Origin of the sequence: Kocuria salsicia (assembly GCF_007681555.1) — a bacterium.
GTDB lineage: Bacteria > Actinomycetota > Actinomycetes > Actinomycetales > Micrococcaceae > Kocuria > Kocuria salsicia.
In genome coordinates this window covers 66,609-82,483 of sequence record NZ_VELE01000010.1, presented here as the reverse complement: position 1 = coordinate 82,483, position 15,875 = coordinate 66,609, and the positions used below count along the sequence as shown (strand labels likewise).

Here is a 15,875-nt window from a genome sequence, read left to right as displayed (position 1 = left end):
GGCAGGGCGGCGGCCACCCGTGGGCCGCGTCCCGCAATGATGGCCCGGAGAATTGACAATCCTGAACACCGTTCAATAATTGAACAATGTTCAAGAACCCTGCCGAGCTGGCCGAGCGCGTCCTCGCCGGCGACCCAGTGACCCCGGACGAAGCCCTCGCGCTGCTGCACACCGACGACCCCGGCATGCTGGACCTCGTGGCCGCCGCCGCCCGGCTGCGCCGCGAGAACTTCGGGATGACCGTGAAGGTGAACTACCTGGTCAACCTGAAGTCCGGGCTGTGCGCCGAGGACTGCGGCTACTGCTCCCAGCGGCTGAACGCCGGGACAGACATCCTCAAGTACTCGTGGCTGAGCCCCGAAAAGGCGGTGGAGCAGGCCGAGTACGGCATCCGCGGTGGTGCGAGCCGCGTGTGCCTCGTGGCGAGCGGTCGCGGCCCGTCCAACCGCGAGGTGGGCAACGTGACCCGCACGGTCGAGGCGCTGAAGGAGCAGCACCCGGACGTGGAGGTCTGCGCGTGCCTCGGCCTGCTCAAGGACGGCCAGGCGGAAACGCTCAGCGGCGCCGGTGTGGACGCCTACAACCACAACCTCAACACCGCCGAGTCCAACTACGAGTCCATCTGCTCCACCCACACCTACCAGGACCGCGTGGACACCGTGGAGCGCGCGAAGGACGCCGGGCTCTCCCCGTGCTCCGGGCTGATCGTGGGCATGCGGGAGACGGACGAGCAGCTCGTTGAGGCGCTCTTCGCCCTGCGGGACCTGGGCTCGGACTCCGTGCCGGTGAACTTCCTCATGCCCTTCGACGGCACGCCCCTGGCCGGCACGTGGCAGCTGAGCCCGCAGAAGTGCCTGAAGATCCTCTCCGTGGTGCGCTTCGTGTGCCCGGACAAGGAGATCCGCATGGCCGGTGGCCGCGAGATGCACCTGCGCTCCCTGCAGCCGCTCGCCCTGCACGTGGTCAACTCCCTGTTCCTGGGCGACTACCTCACCTCCGAAGGGCAGGCGGCCAAGGCGGACCTGGACATGATCGCGGACGCCGGATTCACCGTCCTCGGCGCGGGTCCGTTGAGGGAGCACGACGACACGGTGCCCGCCGACACCTCGAACGGTGCGGCACCCGAGCAGGCCGCGGCGGGCCAGGCAGGTTCGACGGGCCCCGCGACCACGCCCTGCGGGTCCACGTGCGGAACCGGTGGACCTGCCGGTTCCGATGCCGCCTCGGGCGGCCGTCCGGACCCCTCCGACCCGGTCTCTTCCGGTCAGGGCGACGACGCCGCGGTGCCCTCCGCCGCCCCGGGCCCGGTTCCGACCCCGCCAGCTGCCCCCGCCCCCGTGTCTGCGGCGCTCGCCGCCCTGCTGAGCTCGGGCGAGGGGCCCGAGCGCGACGAGGACGACACCCGGGTGAGGATCGAGCTGAGCCCGACCGTGCGGCGTCGTGGTGCGGGGACCTCGGTGGCGCCGAATGCCTGAACCGGCACCGCAGATCACTCACGACACCGCGCCCGCCGAGAGCAGCGGGGAAGCTTCTTGCCCCACCGCGGGTGCCGTGGCAGATACGGCAGAACAGGGTGACGACGCCGCGCAGCCCACCCGCCTCGCCGCTCGTGACCGCGGGCTGCTCTGGCACCCCTACGCACCGCTGGACGGACCCGCACCCCACGCGGTGCTGGCCGCGGAGGGCGTGACCCTGACCCTGGAGACCCCGGAGGGGGAGCGGGTCCGGGCGATCGACGGCATGGCCTCGTGGTGGTGCGCGGTGCACGGCTACCGCAACCCGGAGCTGGACCGCGCCGCCGTGGACCAGATCACCGAGTTCTCCCACGTGATGTTCGGCGGTCTCACGCACCGCCCGGCCGTAGAACTCGCGGAGCTGCTGGTGGAGGTCACCCCGCCCGAGCTGCAGCACGTGTTCTTCGCAGACTCGGGTTCCGTGAGCGTGGAGGTCGCGCTGAAGCTCGCCGTGCAGTACCAGGCGGCCCTCGGGCGGCCGGAGCGCCGTCGCATCCTGACCGTGCGCGGCGGCTACCACGGGGACACCACTGGCGCCATGAGCGTGTGCGACCCCGAGGGCGGAATGCACGCCGAATTCTCCGGGCTGGTGGCGGAGCAGCTGTTCGTGGCACCGCCTCCCGCGGCGCACCCCCGGCGTAGGTCCGGGTACGAGGATCCCGAGGGGGTGCGGTCCCCGGAGAACCTCGGTGCGGCGGCCTCGGACACCGCTGGTTTCGTGCCTTCCGGGGACACCGAGGGGCCAGGTGGGAGCGGCGCGCAGGGTGCGGGAGCGCCGTCGTCGTCCGGGGCCGTGGACTGGGACGCCGACGACGCCGCCGTTGAGGCGTGGATCGCGGACGTGCGCGACGTCGCCCGCGCCCACCGGGACGAGCTCGCCGGGATCATCGTGGAACCCGTGCTGCAGGGCGCGGGCGGGATGCGCACGTACGACCCGCGGTGCCTGCGGGTGCTGCGAGAGCTGGCGGACGAGCTGGACCTGGTGTTCGTCGTGGACGAGATCGCCACGGGCTTCGGCCGCACCGGGAAGTGGTTCGCCAGTGAGTGGGCGGACGTGGTCCCGGACGTGATGTGCGTGGGCAAGGCGCTGACCGGCGGATACATGTCCCTGGCGGCGGTGCTCGTGTCCGAGGCCGTGGGAGCGGTCATCACGGCGTCGGAGCAGCGCGCGCTGATGCACGGGCCCACGTTCATGGCGAACCCGCTCGCGTGCGCCGTGGCCCTGCAGTCCGTGCGGATGCTGCGGGACTCCTGGTGGGCGAACGTCTCCCGGATCGAGGAGACCCTGCGGGAGATCCTGCCCGTGGCGGCGGAGCTGCGCGTCGTGAAGGACGTGCGGGTCATCGGCGCCGTGGGGGTCGTGGAGTTCCACGAGGCCCCGGACCCGGAGCTGCTCACCCGCGCGGCTCTGGAACAGGGGGTGTGGTTCCGCCCGTTCGGACGCCTGCTCTACACCATGCCCCCGTACGTCTGCACGGACGAGGAGGTCCGCACCATCGCCTACGCCCTGCTGCGGGCCGCGCAGGAAGTGGAGCTGACGGGCGGGGGATGGGCATGACGGTCGGTCCCCTTGACGACTGGCTCCGCGCTCGCGGCGAGCAGCGCGCGGAGGCGGGACTGCGACGTCGGCTGCGGACGCCGCCCCGGGCGTGCGTGGACCTGGCCTCGAACGACTACCTGGGGCTCTCCCGGGACCCGCGCGTGGTGGCCGCCGCCCAGCACGCGCTGGGGGAGCACGGCACAGGCTCTCGGGCCTCCCGGCTGGTGACCGGAACCCTGGGGGTCCACGAGGTGCTGGAGCGCGAACTGTGCGAGCTCACTGACCAGCCCGTCGCGCTCGCGTTCTCCAGCGGGTACGCCGCGAACACCGGGGTGCTGACGGCGCTGGGGGACGCGGACACGCTGATCGTCTCGGACGCCCACGCGCACGCGTCCCTGGTGGACGGGGCACGGCTGTCCCAGTCGCCGGTGCGGATCGCGCGGCACTCGGACGTCGCGCACGTGGCGCAGCTGCTGGCGGAGCGCGCGGAGGCGCGCGCCGTCGTGGTCGTGGAGTCCGTGTACTCGGTGTGGGGCGACCACGCGCCGCTCGCGGAGCTGGCCGCGCTCTGCCGCGCCGAGAACGCGCTGCTGCTCGTGGACGAGGCGCACGGGATCGGGGTAGCGGGCGGCGGCCGGGGGCTCGTGCACGAGCTTGGTCTTGCGGGATCGCCGCACGTGGCCGTGACCATGACGCTGTCCAAGGCGCTCGGCGCGCAGGGCGGCGCGGTGCTCGGGTCCGAGGCGCTGCGCGAGCACCTGGTGAACACGGCGCGCCCGTTCATCTTCGACACCGCCCTCGCGCCCGCCTCTGCCGCTGCGGCCACGGAGGCCGCGCGGATCGTGCGGGCGCACCCCGAACTGGTGGAGACCCTGCACGAGCGGGCGCGGTTCGTGGCCTCCGCGCTGGGCACCCCGCCGGCCCGCGCGGCGGTGCAGTCCCTCCCGGTGGCCTCCGCGGAGTCGGCCGCGCGGGCAGCGGAGGTGATCCGTTCCCGGGGCGTGGTGGTGGGGTGCTTCCGCCCGCCCTCGGTCCCGGACGGCATCAGTCGCCTGCGCATCACGGCTCCCGCGGACATGGAACTACACGTTCTGGCCCGGGCGTTGGACACCGTCCGGGACGTGGTGGGGGACGAACCGCAGGGCGTGTGAGGGGCCGCTCACCCTGCGGAGGAACTGCCCGCCGCCGCGTCAGCCACGTCCAGCGCACGTGGCCGCACTGCTTTCACTCTGACAGGAGAGACCATGACCACCAATCCCCTGGGCGACCTCGTCGCCTCCCTGGGCCACGCCGTCGTCGTGACGGGAACCGACACGGACGTGGGCAAGACGTACGCCACGGCGGCGCTCACGGTCTCCGGGTGGAACGTGGGCCGGCGGCGGATCGCGGTCTACAAGCCGCAGCAGACCGGGATGCGGGGCGGGGAACCGGGGGACGTTGACGACGTCGCCCGGCTGGCTCGCGCCGCCGGCGTGCCTTCCGAGGCACTCACCACCGCCGAGGGCCAGCGTCTCACCGAGCCGATGGCCCCGCCTCCCGCGGCGGCGATCGACGGGGTGGAGCTGCTCCCGCTCTCGGAGCACGTGATGAAAATTGTGGAATTACAAGAATCCCACGACCTCGTGATCGTGGAGGGCAGCGGGGGTGTGCTCGTGGAGCTGGACGGGGACCGGCGCACGATTGCGGACCTGGCAGTGGCGTTGCAGGAGGCTTGTGGGGAGCCAGGCGGGGCGGCCCAAACGGGCCGAGCGGCGGCCGAAACCAGCGGCCAGTTGAGTTCTCCCGAGACGTCCGAGCCCGTGAACGCGGTGGAACGTGACGGGGGGACGGTGAGCACTGTGCTGGTGGCGCGCCCGGACCTCGGGACGCTGAACCACACGCTGCTGAGTCTGGAGGCGCTGCTGCACCGCGGCGTCGAGGTGGCCGGGGTGGTGCTGGGCAGCTGGCCCGCCGACCCCGACCGCCTGGCGACCTCCAACAGGGAGTACCTCGCGGACCTGCCACCCGTCGCGGGCCGACGCGTTCCCCTCCTGGGCGCGGTTCCGCGTGGTTGGGGCGGGGCCGCATAGGAGCGGACGGGCGAAAAGAGGGGGACCGCCGTCGTCGTCCTAGCCACTCCGCCCACCCGAGCAGGCACCGGCTGCAAAAACTGAGCAAGTGCAGATCCGGGGCCCCAAAACTGCACTAGCGGAGCAAATGCAGGCCCGGCGGCGCAGGTGTGCACTAGCGGAGCAAACGCAGCAGGGCGGGCAGGGCCAACGGCGGAGCGGGGTCAGCGGCCCGCCACCAGCGCGTCGTAGAGGTGCTCGAAGCGCTCGTGGACTCCCCGGTAGTAGTCCTGCGTCTGCTCGCGGGGCTCGTAGGTGCCCGCCGGCTTCGGGTGGGAGCGCTCCACGTCCGGGGCGAGGGACTCCAGCATGAGCAGCGCGTTGCCGCGGCACGTGGAGCGCTTGATCGTCTGGTGGATCACCGGCTTGCCCAGGTAGTCGCCGAGGATCTGCAGCCAGGACGGCAGCTCCTGCGTGACCCGCCCGGCCGCCACGATCCGCTCCACGCTGTGGGCTGCGGCCTCCAACTCGTCGGAGACCCTGCGGTAGGACCCGGCGATCCCCTCGAGCATCCCGCGGGCCATGGCGGGTGCGTCCGTGGCGGCGGAGACGTCCGAGAACACCGCCCGCGCGCTGCCGGCCCAGCCCGTGGAGCGCTCTCCGGTGAGGAAAGGAAGTACCCCGGGGGTGTCGGTGGAAACGGGAAGGGCGGCGATGTCGTTCAGCACGGCGTCGTCCAGGGAGAGCGTGTCGATCAGCCAGCTCACGGCCCGGCCGACGTCGTTGAGGGCCCCGCCCAGCAGGCACCGCGAATCGTCGATCCGGTAGCACCACAGACCCGCGGGGATCTCCTGCGGCTGGTGGTGCAGCAGCACGCGCATCGCCCCGGAGGTCGCGGCGGAGACCACGATGGTGTCCTCGCCTGCACCGCCCACGCCCAGGTTGGCGCACAGTCCGTCCGCGACCGGCGCGAACCAGTTTGCCTCCGAGAGCCCTCGCCACCGCTGCACGCGGGAGGGGTCCACGTCCCGCAGCGGCTCGTGCGGATCGAGCACGGGGGACAGCACGTCCTCGGTGATCCCGGCCGCCTTGAGCATCCGCCGGTCCCAGTTGCCGGAGCGCCGGTTGAGCAGCCCGGTCCACGCGGCGGTCGCGGTGCCGGCGGCGGTGGTCCCGAGCAGCCGCAGCCACACGTACTCGCCGATGCTCAGCCAGCGCTCGGCCGCAGCGAACTGCTCGGGCCGGGTCTCGCGCAGCCACCGGAAGCGCGGCGCCAGGTAGCTGGTGTGCAGCCGCGCGCCCATCTTCTGCTGCACGTCCCGCTCGTCCAGCTCCTCGCGCAGCTCCGCGAGCTGGGGTGCGCAGCGGGAGTCCCCGTAGGTGAAGCACTCGGTCACGGCGTCCCCGTTGGCATCCACGCCCACCAGGGAGGACGCGAACGAGTCGAGCCCGACGCCGCGCACCCGCCCCGCGAGCTCCTCCCGGTCGCACACGCGGTCCAGGATCTCGGCGATTTCCCCGGCCACCTGGTCCGGGTCGATCACGGAGGTGCCGTCCGCGCCCGTGGTGAAGGCGTGCGGGATCTTGTGGCGGTAGCCGCGCACGAGGGTCCCGGCGGCGTCGTGCAGGGAGCCTCGCGTGGCGGTGGAGCCGATGTCCAGCGTCATCACCAGCGGGTCCTGCGCCTGGGCCAGGTCCACCGCGAAGTCCGTGGAGTCGTCCCGGTGGGGCGTGTGCCTGTGCTTGCTCATGTCTCTCCTGCTCCTTCGCGGGGTGGCGCGTGACGTCCGCCCAGTCTAGGGACGGCCTCCGTCACGCGGCTCGGCGGACCGGCAATGGCGGGCAGGCGGGACGGCCCGACGGCGCACGGCGGGGCAGGTGGGCCCGCCCCGGTCCGCGCTGGGTATCGACGCCGCGCGGCGGGTTCGTGGGTCGGGCGCCGGCAGGGCGCGGGCCAGGGCGTCAGCGGAGCTGCAGGCCGGCGACGGTACGGCTGACCAGGCGACGGCGGGCAGGGAACCGGGCGATGCGGCGTCGTCGTCACCGGGCGCAAGATGCTGTCCGCCATGTGAGACCGGTGCCCGGCATGTGAACAGCGGCGGGGGCCGCGCGTATTCTGGGTGGAATGCGTTCTGCCGGGGCGCGGCACCCATGACCCGCCCGTCCCGGCCCAGACAAGGGGAAGGCAAGACAGTGCCGCAGCTGCGTTCAGCGACGTCCACCACCGGCCGCAACATGGCGGGAGCGCGTGCCCTCTGGCGCGCCACCGGTATGGGCAGCGAGGACTTCGGCAAGCCCATCATCGCCATCGCGAACTCGTTCACCCAGTTCGTGCCGGGCCACGTGCACCTGAAGAACATGGGGGACCTCGTGGCCTCCGCGGTCCGCGAGGCGGGCGGCGTCGCCAAGGAGTTCAACACCATCGCGGTGGACGACGGCATCGCCATGGGCCACGACGGCATGCTCTACTCGCTGCCGTCCCGCGACATCATCGCGGACTCCGTGGAGTACATGGTCAACGCGCACTGCGCGGACGCGCTCGTGTGCATCTCCAACTGCGACAAGATCACCCCGGGTATGCTCATGGCGGCGCTGCGGCTGAACATCCCGGTGGTGTTCGTCTCCGGCGGCCCCATGGAGTCCGGTGAGGGCGTGGAGGGCGTGGTGGAGCACCGCGTGGACCTGGTGGACGCCATGGCCCTGGCCGTGGACGAGTCGGTCACGGACGCGCAGCTCGCCCAGATCGAGGAGAACGCGTGCCCCACGTGCGGCTCGTGCTCCGGGATGTTCACGGCGAACTCGATGAACTGCCTGACCGAGGCGCTGGGACTGTCCCTGCCCGGCAACGGCACCACGCTGGCCACCCACGTCAACCGCAAGCGGCTGTTCCTGGAGGCCGGTCGCCGTGCGGTGGAGTCCGCCAAGAAGTACTACGAGCAGGACGACGAGTCCGTGCTGCCCCGCAGCATCGCCACGAAGGCCGCGTTCGAGAACGCCATGGCTCTGGACATCGCGATGGGCGGCTCCACCAACACCGTGCTGCACATCCTCGCCGCCGCGCAGGAGGCGGAGGTGGACTTCAACCTCTCGGACATCGACGCACTCTCCCGCCAGGTCCCGTGCCTGGCCAAGGTGGCGCCGAACTCCACGACGTTCCACATCGAGCACGTGCACCGCGCCGGCGGCATCCCCGCGATCCTGGGGGAGCTGCGCCGCGGCGGGCTGCTGAACGAGGACGTCCACACCGTGCACTCGCAGACCATGGGCGAGTGGCTGGACGAGTGGGACATCCGCTCGGGCAAGGCATCCGACGCCGCCAAGGAGTTCTTCCTGGCGGCACCGGGCGGCGTGCGCACCACCCAGGCGTTCTCGCAGGCCAACGAGTACGAGGACCACGACGTGGACGCCGCTGGGGGCTGCATCCGCTCCGTGGAGCACGCCTACACGAAGGAGGGCGGGCTGTGCGTACTCTTCGGCAACATCGCCGAGGACGGCGCCGTCATCAAGACGGCGGGCATCGACCCGGAGCTGTTCCACTTCGTGGGCAGGGCGTTCGTGGTGGAGTCCCAGGACGAGGCCGTGCACGAGATCCTCTCCAAGAACGTGAAGGAGGGGGACATCGTGGTGATCGCGTACGAGGGCCCCAAGGGAGGCCCCGGCATGCAGGAGATGCTCTACCCCACGAGCTACCTCAAGGGCCTGGGACTGGGCAAGAAGTGCGCGCTGATCACGGACGGCCGCTTCTCCGGTGGCACCTCCGGGATCTCGATCGGCCACATCTCCCCGGAGGCCGCCGCGGGCGGCGCGGTGGGCCTGATCCAGCACGGTGACGAGATCGAGATCGACGTGGAGAACCGCGTGCTGCGCGTCAACGTGGACGACGCCGAGCTGGCCCGCCGTCGCCAGGAGAAGGGTGAGGCGCCCTGGAAGCCCACCAGGCCGCGCGAGCGCAAGGTCTCCAAGGCCCTGCGCGCGTACGCATCGATGGTGACGTCCGCGGACAAGGGCGCGGTGCGGGTGGTCGAGGACTGAGCCGACGGCGACGTCGCTCTGCCGGACTCCACGGGGGCGCTCACCGGGGCCGCGTGCCCGGGTGAGCGCCCCTGCGGCGTGCACGCGTGCGTTGCGTGCCGTGACGCGGTGAGCGGCGTGGCACCGGGTGTGGTCCGCGCGACGCCGTAGGCTCACCAGGAGCGGAGCAGCACGTCCCCACGGCGTGTCTCGGGTTTCTGGAAGGAGACGGTGTGATGGCCACACATGGACGGGACGCGGCGCGGGAACTGCCCGCGGCACGGCAGTTCCAGGAGGAGGCCTCCGGTTTCCGGAAGGGCCTGGGGCAGCGGCAGCTGCAGATGATCGCGATCGGCAGCGCGATCGGCACGGGACTGTTCCTGGGTGCCGGCGGCCGCCTCCGGGAGGCCGGGCCGTCCCTGTTCGTGCTCTACGCGGTCTGCGGGTTCTTCGGCTACCTCATCCTCCGTGCGCTGGGGGAGCTGGTGGTGCACCGGCCGTCGTCGGGCTCCTTCGTCTCCTACTGCCGCGAGTTCTTCGGGGAGAAGGCCGCGTTCGTCTCCGGGTGGCTCTACTGGCTGAACTGGGCGATGACGGCGGTCGCGGACGCCACGGCCATCGCCATCTACATCGCGTGGTTCGGGCAGTACAGCGAGTTCATCGCGGGGATCCCGCAGTGGGCGCTGGCCCTGGTGGTCGTGGTGCTCGTGCTGGCGCTGAACCTGGTCTCGGTGAAGATCTTCGGGGAGCTCGAGTTCTGGTTCGCCCTGGTCAAGGTGCTCGCACTGCTGGTGTTCCTGGTGATCGGCACGCTCTTCGTGGTCTTCGGGACCCCCACCGGCTCGCAGGTGGGTTTCTCGCTCATCACCGAGAACGGGGGCCTGCTGCCCACGGGCGTGCTGCCCGCGCTGATCGTGGTGCAGGGTGTGGTGTTCGCGTACGCGGGCATCGAACTGGTGGGCACCACCTCGGGCGAGACGCGGGACGCCGAGCGCGTCATCCCGCGCGCCATCAACCTGGTGATCCTGCGGATCGCCGTTTTCTACGTGGGCTCCGTGCTGCTGCTGTGCCTGCTGCTGCCCTACACCGCGTACAGCGCCACGGAGAGCCCGTTCGTCACGTTCTTCGAGTCGATCGACGTGGCTGCGGCGGCCCCTCTGATGCAGCTCGTGGTGATCACGGCCGCGCTGTCCTCGCTCAACGCCGGGCTCTACTCGACCGGGCGGATCGTGCACTCGATGGCCATGGCCGGCTCCGCGCCGCGATTCGCGGGGAGGCTGACGGCGTCCGGGGTGCCCTACGGTGGGATCCTGCTGACCGCCGTCGTCGCCCTGCTGGGGGTGGGCCTGAACCTGGTGGTGCCGGAGGAGGCCTTCGAGATCGTGCTGAACCTGGCCGCCCTCGGGACCATGGCCGGGTGGGCGGCCATCACGATGTCCCACATGAAGTTCGTCGCCCTGGCCAAGCGCGGGCTCTACCACCGGCCGCCGTACCGCGCGCCGCTGTCCCCGTTCACGGACTGGCTCACGCTCGCGTTCCTGGCCGGGGTGCTCGTGCTCATGGCCGTGGACTACCCGGTGGGCACGTGGACGCTTGTCTCCTCGCTCGCTCTCGTCCCGTGCCTGGTGCTCGGGTGGTACCTGGTGCGCGGGCGGGTCCACGAGATCGCCCGGCAGCGCCAGGGCTTCACGGGCGCCTTCCCCGTGGTGGCGGGCCCGGGGCCGATCCCCGGCCGCCGTGACGAGCGACCGTAGCGCACGACGTCGCCAGGGCGGGTTTCACGGGTGCCCGTCGGGCGGTGCGGCTCCGTCACAGCCCGCCGCTCCCGGGGCTGATCCCGGGCAACCCGCCGGGGATGCACTACTGTGTCCTCAATCGGTGCCGCAGCGTGCCGCTCATCCTTCCCGGCTCCGCCCGCTCGAGCAGCGGCGGGACCGGAACCTTCCCAGCCGCACAACACGGAGTTTCCATGGAATCACTGACAGAGCTCGTCGCAACGGTGGGTGGCTACGTCTGGTACGTGGTCTTCGCCATCCTCATCGGCGTGGGCTTGTACCTGACCATCCGTACCAAGGCCATCCAGTTCAGCGGCATCCCTGAGATGTTCCGTGTGCTGACCGATCCTGCGGGTGAGGAGGACGGGCGCAAGGGCATCTCCTCGTTCCGCGCTTTCACCGTCTCCGCCGCCGCGCGCGTGGGCACGGGCAATATTGCAGGCGTGGCCATCGCGATCACCCTGGGCGGGCCCGGCGCCGTGTTCTGGATGTGGGCCATCGCGGTCATCGGCGCCGCGAGCGCCTTCGTGGAGTCCCTGCTGGGCCAGCTGTACAAGGTGAAGACCGCGGACGGCTACGTGGGCGGTCCCGCGTACTACATGGAGCGCGGGCTCAACAAGCGGTGGATGGGTCTGCTGTTCGCGGTCATCATCACCGTCACCTACGGCTTCGTGTTCAACTCCGTGCAGTCCAACTCGATCGTGGACGCCGTGAGCGGCTCCTTCGGCGTGGACATCACCAACGGGCAGGGCCTGTGGCTGCGCGTGGTGCTCGGTCTCGCCCTCGTGGTGCTCACCGCGGCCGTGATCTTCGGCGGCATCCGCTCCATCTCCTCTGTGACGCAGGTGCTGGTGCCCGTCATGGCCGTGCTGTACCTGATCCTGGGCCTGCTGGTTCTGGTCCTGAACATCACCGAGGTCCCCACAATGTTCGCCATGATCATCCAGGGTGCCTTCGGCATGCGGGAGTTCATCACGGGCGGTCTGATCGGCGTGATCATCCAGGGCATGAAGCGCGGCCTGTTCTCCAACGAGGCCGGCATGGGCTCCGCTCCGAACGCCGGTGCCACCGCGTCCATCTCCCACCCTGCCAAGCAGGGCTTCGTGCAGTCCCTGGGCGTCTTCTTCGACACCATGCTGGTCTGCTCGATCACCGCGTTCATCGTGCTGCTCTCCAACCCGTCGTTCGGGGATGAGCGTCAGGGTGCTGGCCTGACCCAGAGCGCCCTCGGAATGCAGCTGGGCGACTGGGCCGTGCACTTCCTGACCGTGGCGATCTTCCTGTTCGCGTGGTCCTCGGTGATCGGCAACTACTACTACGGCGAGTCCAACGTCCGCTTCATGACCAAGTCCCGCACGGCCATGGGCGTCTACCGCTTCGCGGTGCTCGTGTGCGTGTTCATGGGTGCGATCCTCGCCCTGGACCTCGTGTGGTCCCTGGCGGACCTGTTCATGGCGTTCATGGCCACCCTGAACCTGATCGCTTTGGTGATGCTCGCCGGCGTGGCCGCCAAGGTGCTGCAGAACTACATGGAGCAGCGCAAGGCCGGCGTGGAGCCCGTCTTCAAGGCCGGTGACATCCCCGGTCTGCACGGGCTCTCCGCGTGGGACGGCACGGACACCGTGACGCTGCCGATCTTCTGGGAGCAGCGCGGCCGCGACAAGGACGGGGCGCGCCGCTGATCCCGCGGGCGCGCGGCGTCGTCGTCCCGAGCCCCTGACGACGACGCCCGCGCCCTTCCACGACGAAGCCCCCGGCAGCTGCCGGGGGCTTCGTCTGTTCGCAACCTATCGACTACGTGAGCGCGACGAACACCTTGTCACCGCCCAAGAGATCGGTCTGCACCGCGAGAACGCCCTTGTCCGCGTTCGAGGACGGCACCTCAAACACCACGTTCCCCGTTTCGGTGGCGCCTTCGTAGAGCGTTGACGACGGGTCGAACGCGTCGGGGGCGACCACGGCCTTGTCGAAGCTGTTGATCGTGTTTCCCTCGGGGGTCACATAGGCCACGGTGGAGCCCAGCGCGGCTTGGCCATCGGGGTCCTTGCCCAGGTAGGTCACGGAGTAGTTGACCATCATGTACTGCTTCCCTGATGCGGGGGCGTCGTTGTACGGGTTCTCGGCCTGCGCCGAAGCGTTGGCATCGGGCTCCACCGAGTTCACCACCACGCGCCAGTCTCCCGACTCGATGGTGGACCCCACCGGGTACGGATTGGCGCGGGTGCCTGCCGCCGAGCCTGCGGCCTGCGCTCCATCCGCGCTCGTGCTGTCCCCAGGCTGCGTGACCGTGGGATCGTCCCCGCTGAACGCGTCGTCGAAGGCCGAGCCCACCAGGAAGATGAAGACAAGCACGCCCACGAGGGTTCCCACCACCGACAGCACGAGGGCTGTGATGCCCATCCACTTGCTCTTGCCCTGGAGAAACAGGGACACCAGGCTCAGAACGAATGCGATGGGCAGCAGCACCCACCCGATGATGAGTGCGCCGGGCACACACGCGAAGATGAAGCCGAGAGCAGCGATCACCAGGGCGATCAGGCCCACGGCGTTCATGCCTCGGCGCGGCGCCCCCTGCTGGGGCGGGAAGGGTTGGCCCCGTCCGTGAGGAGGCAGGGGCTGTCCAGCGGGAGACGGCGGGGGCGTGTAGGCGCTGGAACCGTGGGGGTGAGATGAGTCCATGGGTTGATGGTGACAGAAATCCATGAAATGGCATGTTTATTGCAATCACTGCGGCTGGCGCCGTGGGTAGACGAAACCCGGGCCGCACCTCAGAAGAGGTACGGCCCGGGTTCATGCAGTCAGGACGATGCGGATCAGGAGGAGGACGAGTCCTTCTCCGCATCCTGGTCCCGCTTGATGAGGGCGTCGATGGCGCCGGTGAGGGTGTCGTTGTCCGCGGGGGAGCCCTCGGTGGCGTCGCGGAGCTGGTTCTCGTTGTACTCGGAGAACTCCTGGCTGTCGTCGCCGCGCTTGGTGAGCAGCGCACGGATGCGGATGCGACGCCCGGCCTCCGCGCTGATCTTGTCCCGGTTGCGGAACCACCACACGAACATCACGACCATCAGCACCAGGCCCACGTAGCCGATCACCGGGTACACCACGCTCATGAGCGTGCCGAAGCCCACCAGGCTGATTGCGTAGCCCACGAGGCAGGTGACCAGGAAGATGGGGACGTAGCGGCTGCGGTGGTTGACCGTCATACGGCGGCCCAGAGCGTAGAACATGCTGATGCAGGTGTTGTAGATCATCACGAACGTCACGAACACCATGGCCATGGCCGCGACGGGGTGCATGGTCTCGAAGAGCCTGAGCATGGGAACGTCCGCCTCTCCCACGCTCGGGTAGTTCACCAGCAGGGCGAACGCATTCATGGTCAGCAGAACGGTGTAGACCACGCCGCCGATCAGACCGCCACGGCCGGCGTCGCGCGGGTCCAGGGTGTTGCCGCCGATCACCAGGGACATGGACACGCCCAGCATGAGCGCCATGGAGGTGTAGTTGATCGCGGAGAGCCACCACGGGGAGACCGGCGAGTCCGCCTGGACGGCGAGCTCGTGCGCGGCACCCAGGTCCACGGGCAGCTGGAACAGGGTGTAGACGAACGCCACGATCACGGCCACGAAGATCGTGGGCGTCACTGCGGAGATGATGTTCGTGACCTTGTTGACGTCCAGCAGGCCGGTGACCATCACAATGGCCACCATGATGGCCGAGCCGATCCACGCCGGCAGCCCGAACTGCTGCTCCAGCGTGGAGCCCGCGCCCGCGAGCATCACGATGCCCATGGCGAACAGCGTGAGCGACACTGCGTAGTCCAGGAAGTGGGAGATCCACGGGGAGGACACGGAGCTGAAGACCTGACGGTGCTCGTCCGCCATGAAGTAGCTGCCGATGTTGATGATCACGGCACCGGCGGTGATCATCAGCACCCCGGCCACGATCGCCCCGGCGAGACCCCACGCACCGAACGAGATGAAGTACTGGATGACCTCTTGACCGGTCGCGAAACCGGCACCGACCATCAGGCCCACGAAGGCCAGTGAGACTTGCATGGTTTTCTTGACGGACACAGGTGGGACTCCTCGCAGGTGTGGTGGGGTGGCGAAGGCGCGGCCCGGTCGGGGCGCACCCCGCCGAGCATTCATCCGCCAAGCATAGAGACATGACCGGGCGCGTGCGTGCGCCGCCCCCGGCACCGGGTGCCGCAGCCCCTCCGGCGACCGGCCGCGGTGGCATACTCGTGAGGGACGTTTTCCGCGGAAGGAGCAGCTCATGACGCAGCAGTGGCAGTCGGACCTCGATGCCTGGGCGGGCGGATGGGCCGCCATCCGCGAGGACGAGACCGCACAGGGCGTTCGGGCGTGGAACGGTTCCCTCCCGCAGGACACGGTGGCCGGCGTGGAGCTGGTCCTGGTGTGTGAGCCCTCGGACGCGGGTACGGTCCGGGATGCCGTCGTGGCGGCGGGCAGCGACGTCCTCTCCACCGACGTGCTGCTCTGCGGCGCGGTGCAGGACCTCGACCGCGGCCTGGGCTTCCCCGGGGACGCCGGACTCTTCGATGCACCAATGGGCGACTGGTCGCGCTTCGAGGTGGACGAGTGGGGTCAGCCCGTGGCTCACTCGGCCATGTCCGTGCAGGAGGGCGTCGCGTTCGTGGGCGCGCTGCACGCGGACTCGTCGCAGGACCGCGATCCTGCCGAGGTGCTGGACCCGCTCGTCTCCGCCATGGCCAACGAGGCCTTCCTCGCGGACGCCGAGCGCCTGTACACGGTCGTGCCGGAGAGTGAGCTCCCCGCCCGCGAGGCGCAGGGCTGGCAGCGGGTGGCCGCGGTGGTGCGCTGCCTGAGGCGCTGACCGGCAGGGGCACGTTCCAGCTGAGGTGCGCACCAGCCGAGGCCCGTGCCGCGCAGCAGAGGGTGCGGCGTCGTCGTCGTGGCACTGCGCGGCCCGGACATGAATCCGAGGTGTAGAGGTACCCGGTCCCGTG

11 protein-coding genes are annotated in these 15,875 nt (G+C 70.2%); 8 read left to right on the top strand and 3 right to left on the bottom strand.

The annotated features are described in order from the left end of the window. The first annotated feature begins 86 nt into the window (after positions 1-86). From bioB to bioD, 4 genes are all read left to right on the top strand, one after another. Positions 87-1,475 (top strand): biotin synthase BioB, encoded by a 1,389-nt coding sequence (gene bioB / locus FS770_RS11895; RefSeq protein ID WP_145012100.1) that lies wholly within the window; start codon positions 87-89, stop codon positions 1,473-1,475. Continuing rightward, positions 1,468-3,072 carry an aspartate aminotransferase family protein gene (locus FS770_RS11890; RefSeq protein ID WP_244944911.1) on the top strand — a complete coding sequence of 535 codons (1,605 nt, stop codon included), beginning with the start codon at positions 1,468-1,470 and terminating at the stop codon, positions 3,070-3,072. Before bioB ends, FS770_RS11890 begins: the two co-directional genes overlap by 8 nt. After that, positions 3,069-4,205: an aminotransferase class I/II-fold pyridoxal phosphate-dependent enzyme gene (locus FS770_RS11885; RefSeq protein WP_186366777.1), complete on the top strand. Its 1,137-nt coding sequence runs from the start codon at positions 3,069-3,071 to the stop codon at positions 4,203-4,205. The genes FS770_RS11890 and FS770_RS11885 overlap by 4 nt, the downstream gene beginning before the upstream one ends. Positions 4,206-4,298: 93 nt before the next feature. Next, positions 4,299-5,123, top strand: a complete 825-nt coding sequence (bioD, locus tag FS770_RS11880) for an ATP-dependent dethiobiotin synthetase BioD (protein ID WP_144828391.1) — start codon at positions 4,299-4,301, stop codon at positions 5,121-5,123. Between the two features lie 203 nt (positions 5,124-5,326). Here the strand turns inward: bioD and FS770_RS11875 are convergent, their stop codons facing one another. Next, the gene (locus FS770_RS11875; RefSeq protein WP_145012098.1) at positions 5,327-6,853 is read right to left on the bottom strand and encodes a gluconokinase; all 1,527 of its coding nucleotides are present in this window, start codon (positions 6,851-6,853) and stop codon (positions 5,327-5,329) included. A 442-nt stretch (positions 6,854-7,295) separates the two neighbouring features. On the opposite strand from FS770_RS11875, the gene ilvD reads away from it, so the two are divergent. The 3 genes from ilvD (at position 7,296) to FS770_RS11860 (ending at position 12,570) form a co-directional block, all read left to right on the top strand. Then, positions 7,296-9,134 (top strand): dihydroxy-acid dehydratase, encoded by a 1,839-nt coding sequence (ilvD, locus tag FS770_RS11870; RefSeq protein ID WP_145012096.1) that lies wholly within the window; start codon positions 7,296-7,298, stop codon positions 9,132-9,134. A gap of 215 nt (positions 9,135-9,349) precedes the next feature. Beyond that, a complete protein-coding gene (locus FS770_RS11865) occupies positions 9,350-10,867 on the top strand; it encodes an amino acid permease (protein ID WP_145012094.1) in 1,518 nt (505 codons plus the stop codon). 215 nt (positions 10,868-11,082) lie between these two features. Then, positions 11,083-12,570, top strand: coding sequence for an alanine/glycine:cation symporter family protein (locus tag FS770_RS11860; protein ID WP_145012092.1), 1,488 nt, complete (start codon positions 11,083-11,085; stop codon positions 12,568-12,570). Between the two features lie 112 nt (positions 12,571-12,682). Here the strand turns inward: FS770_RS11860 and FS770_RS11855 are convergent, their stop codons facing one another. Together FS770_RS11855 and FS770_RS11850 are read right to left on the bottom strand one after the other, a co-directional pair. Continuing rightward, positions 12,683-13,441: a DUF4352 domain-containing protein gene (locus tag FS770_RS11855; protein ID WP_094393131.1), complete on the bottom strand. Its 759-nt coding sequence runs from the start codon at positions 13,439-13,441 to the stop codon at positions 12,683-12,685. 260 nt (positions 13,442-13,701) lie between these two features. Beyond that, the gene (locus FS770_RS11850; protein WP_145012090.1) at positions 13,702-14,958 is read right to left on the bottom strand and encodes a YkvI family membrane protein; all 1,257 of its coding nucleotides are present in this window, start codon (positions 14,956-14,958) and stop codon (positions 13,702-13,704) included. Positions 14,959-15,160: 202 nt separating this feature from the next. Between FS770_RS11850 and FS770_RS11845 the strand changes: the two genes are divergently transcribed. Then, positions 15,161-15,742 (top strand): hypothetical protein, encoded by a 582-nt coding sequence (locus tag FS770_RS11845; protein ID WP_144941197.1) that lies wholly within the window; start codon positions 15,161-15,163, stop codon positions 15,740-15,742. The last annotated feature ends 133 nt before the right edge of the window (positions 15,743-15,875 follow it).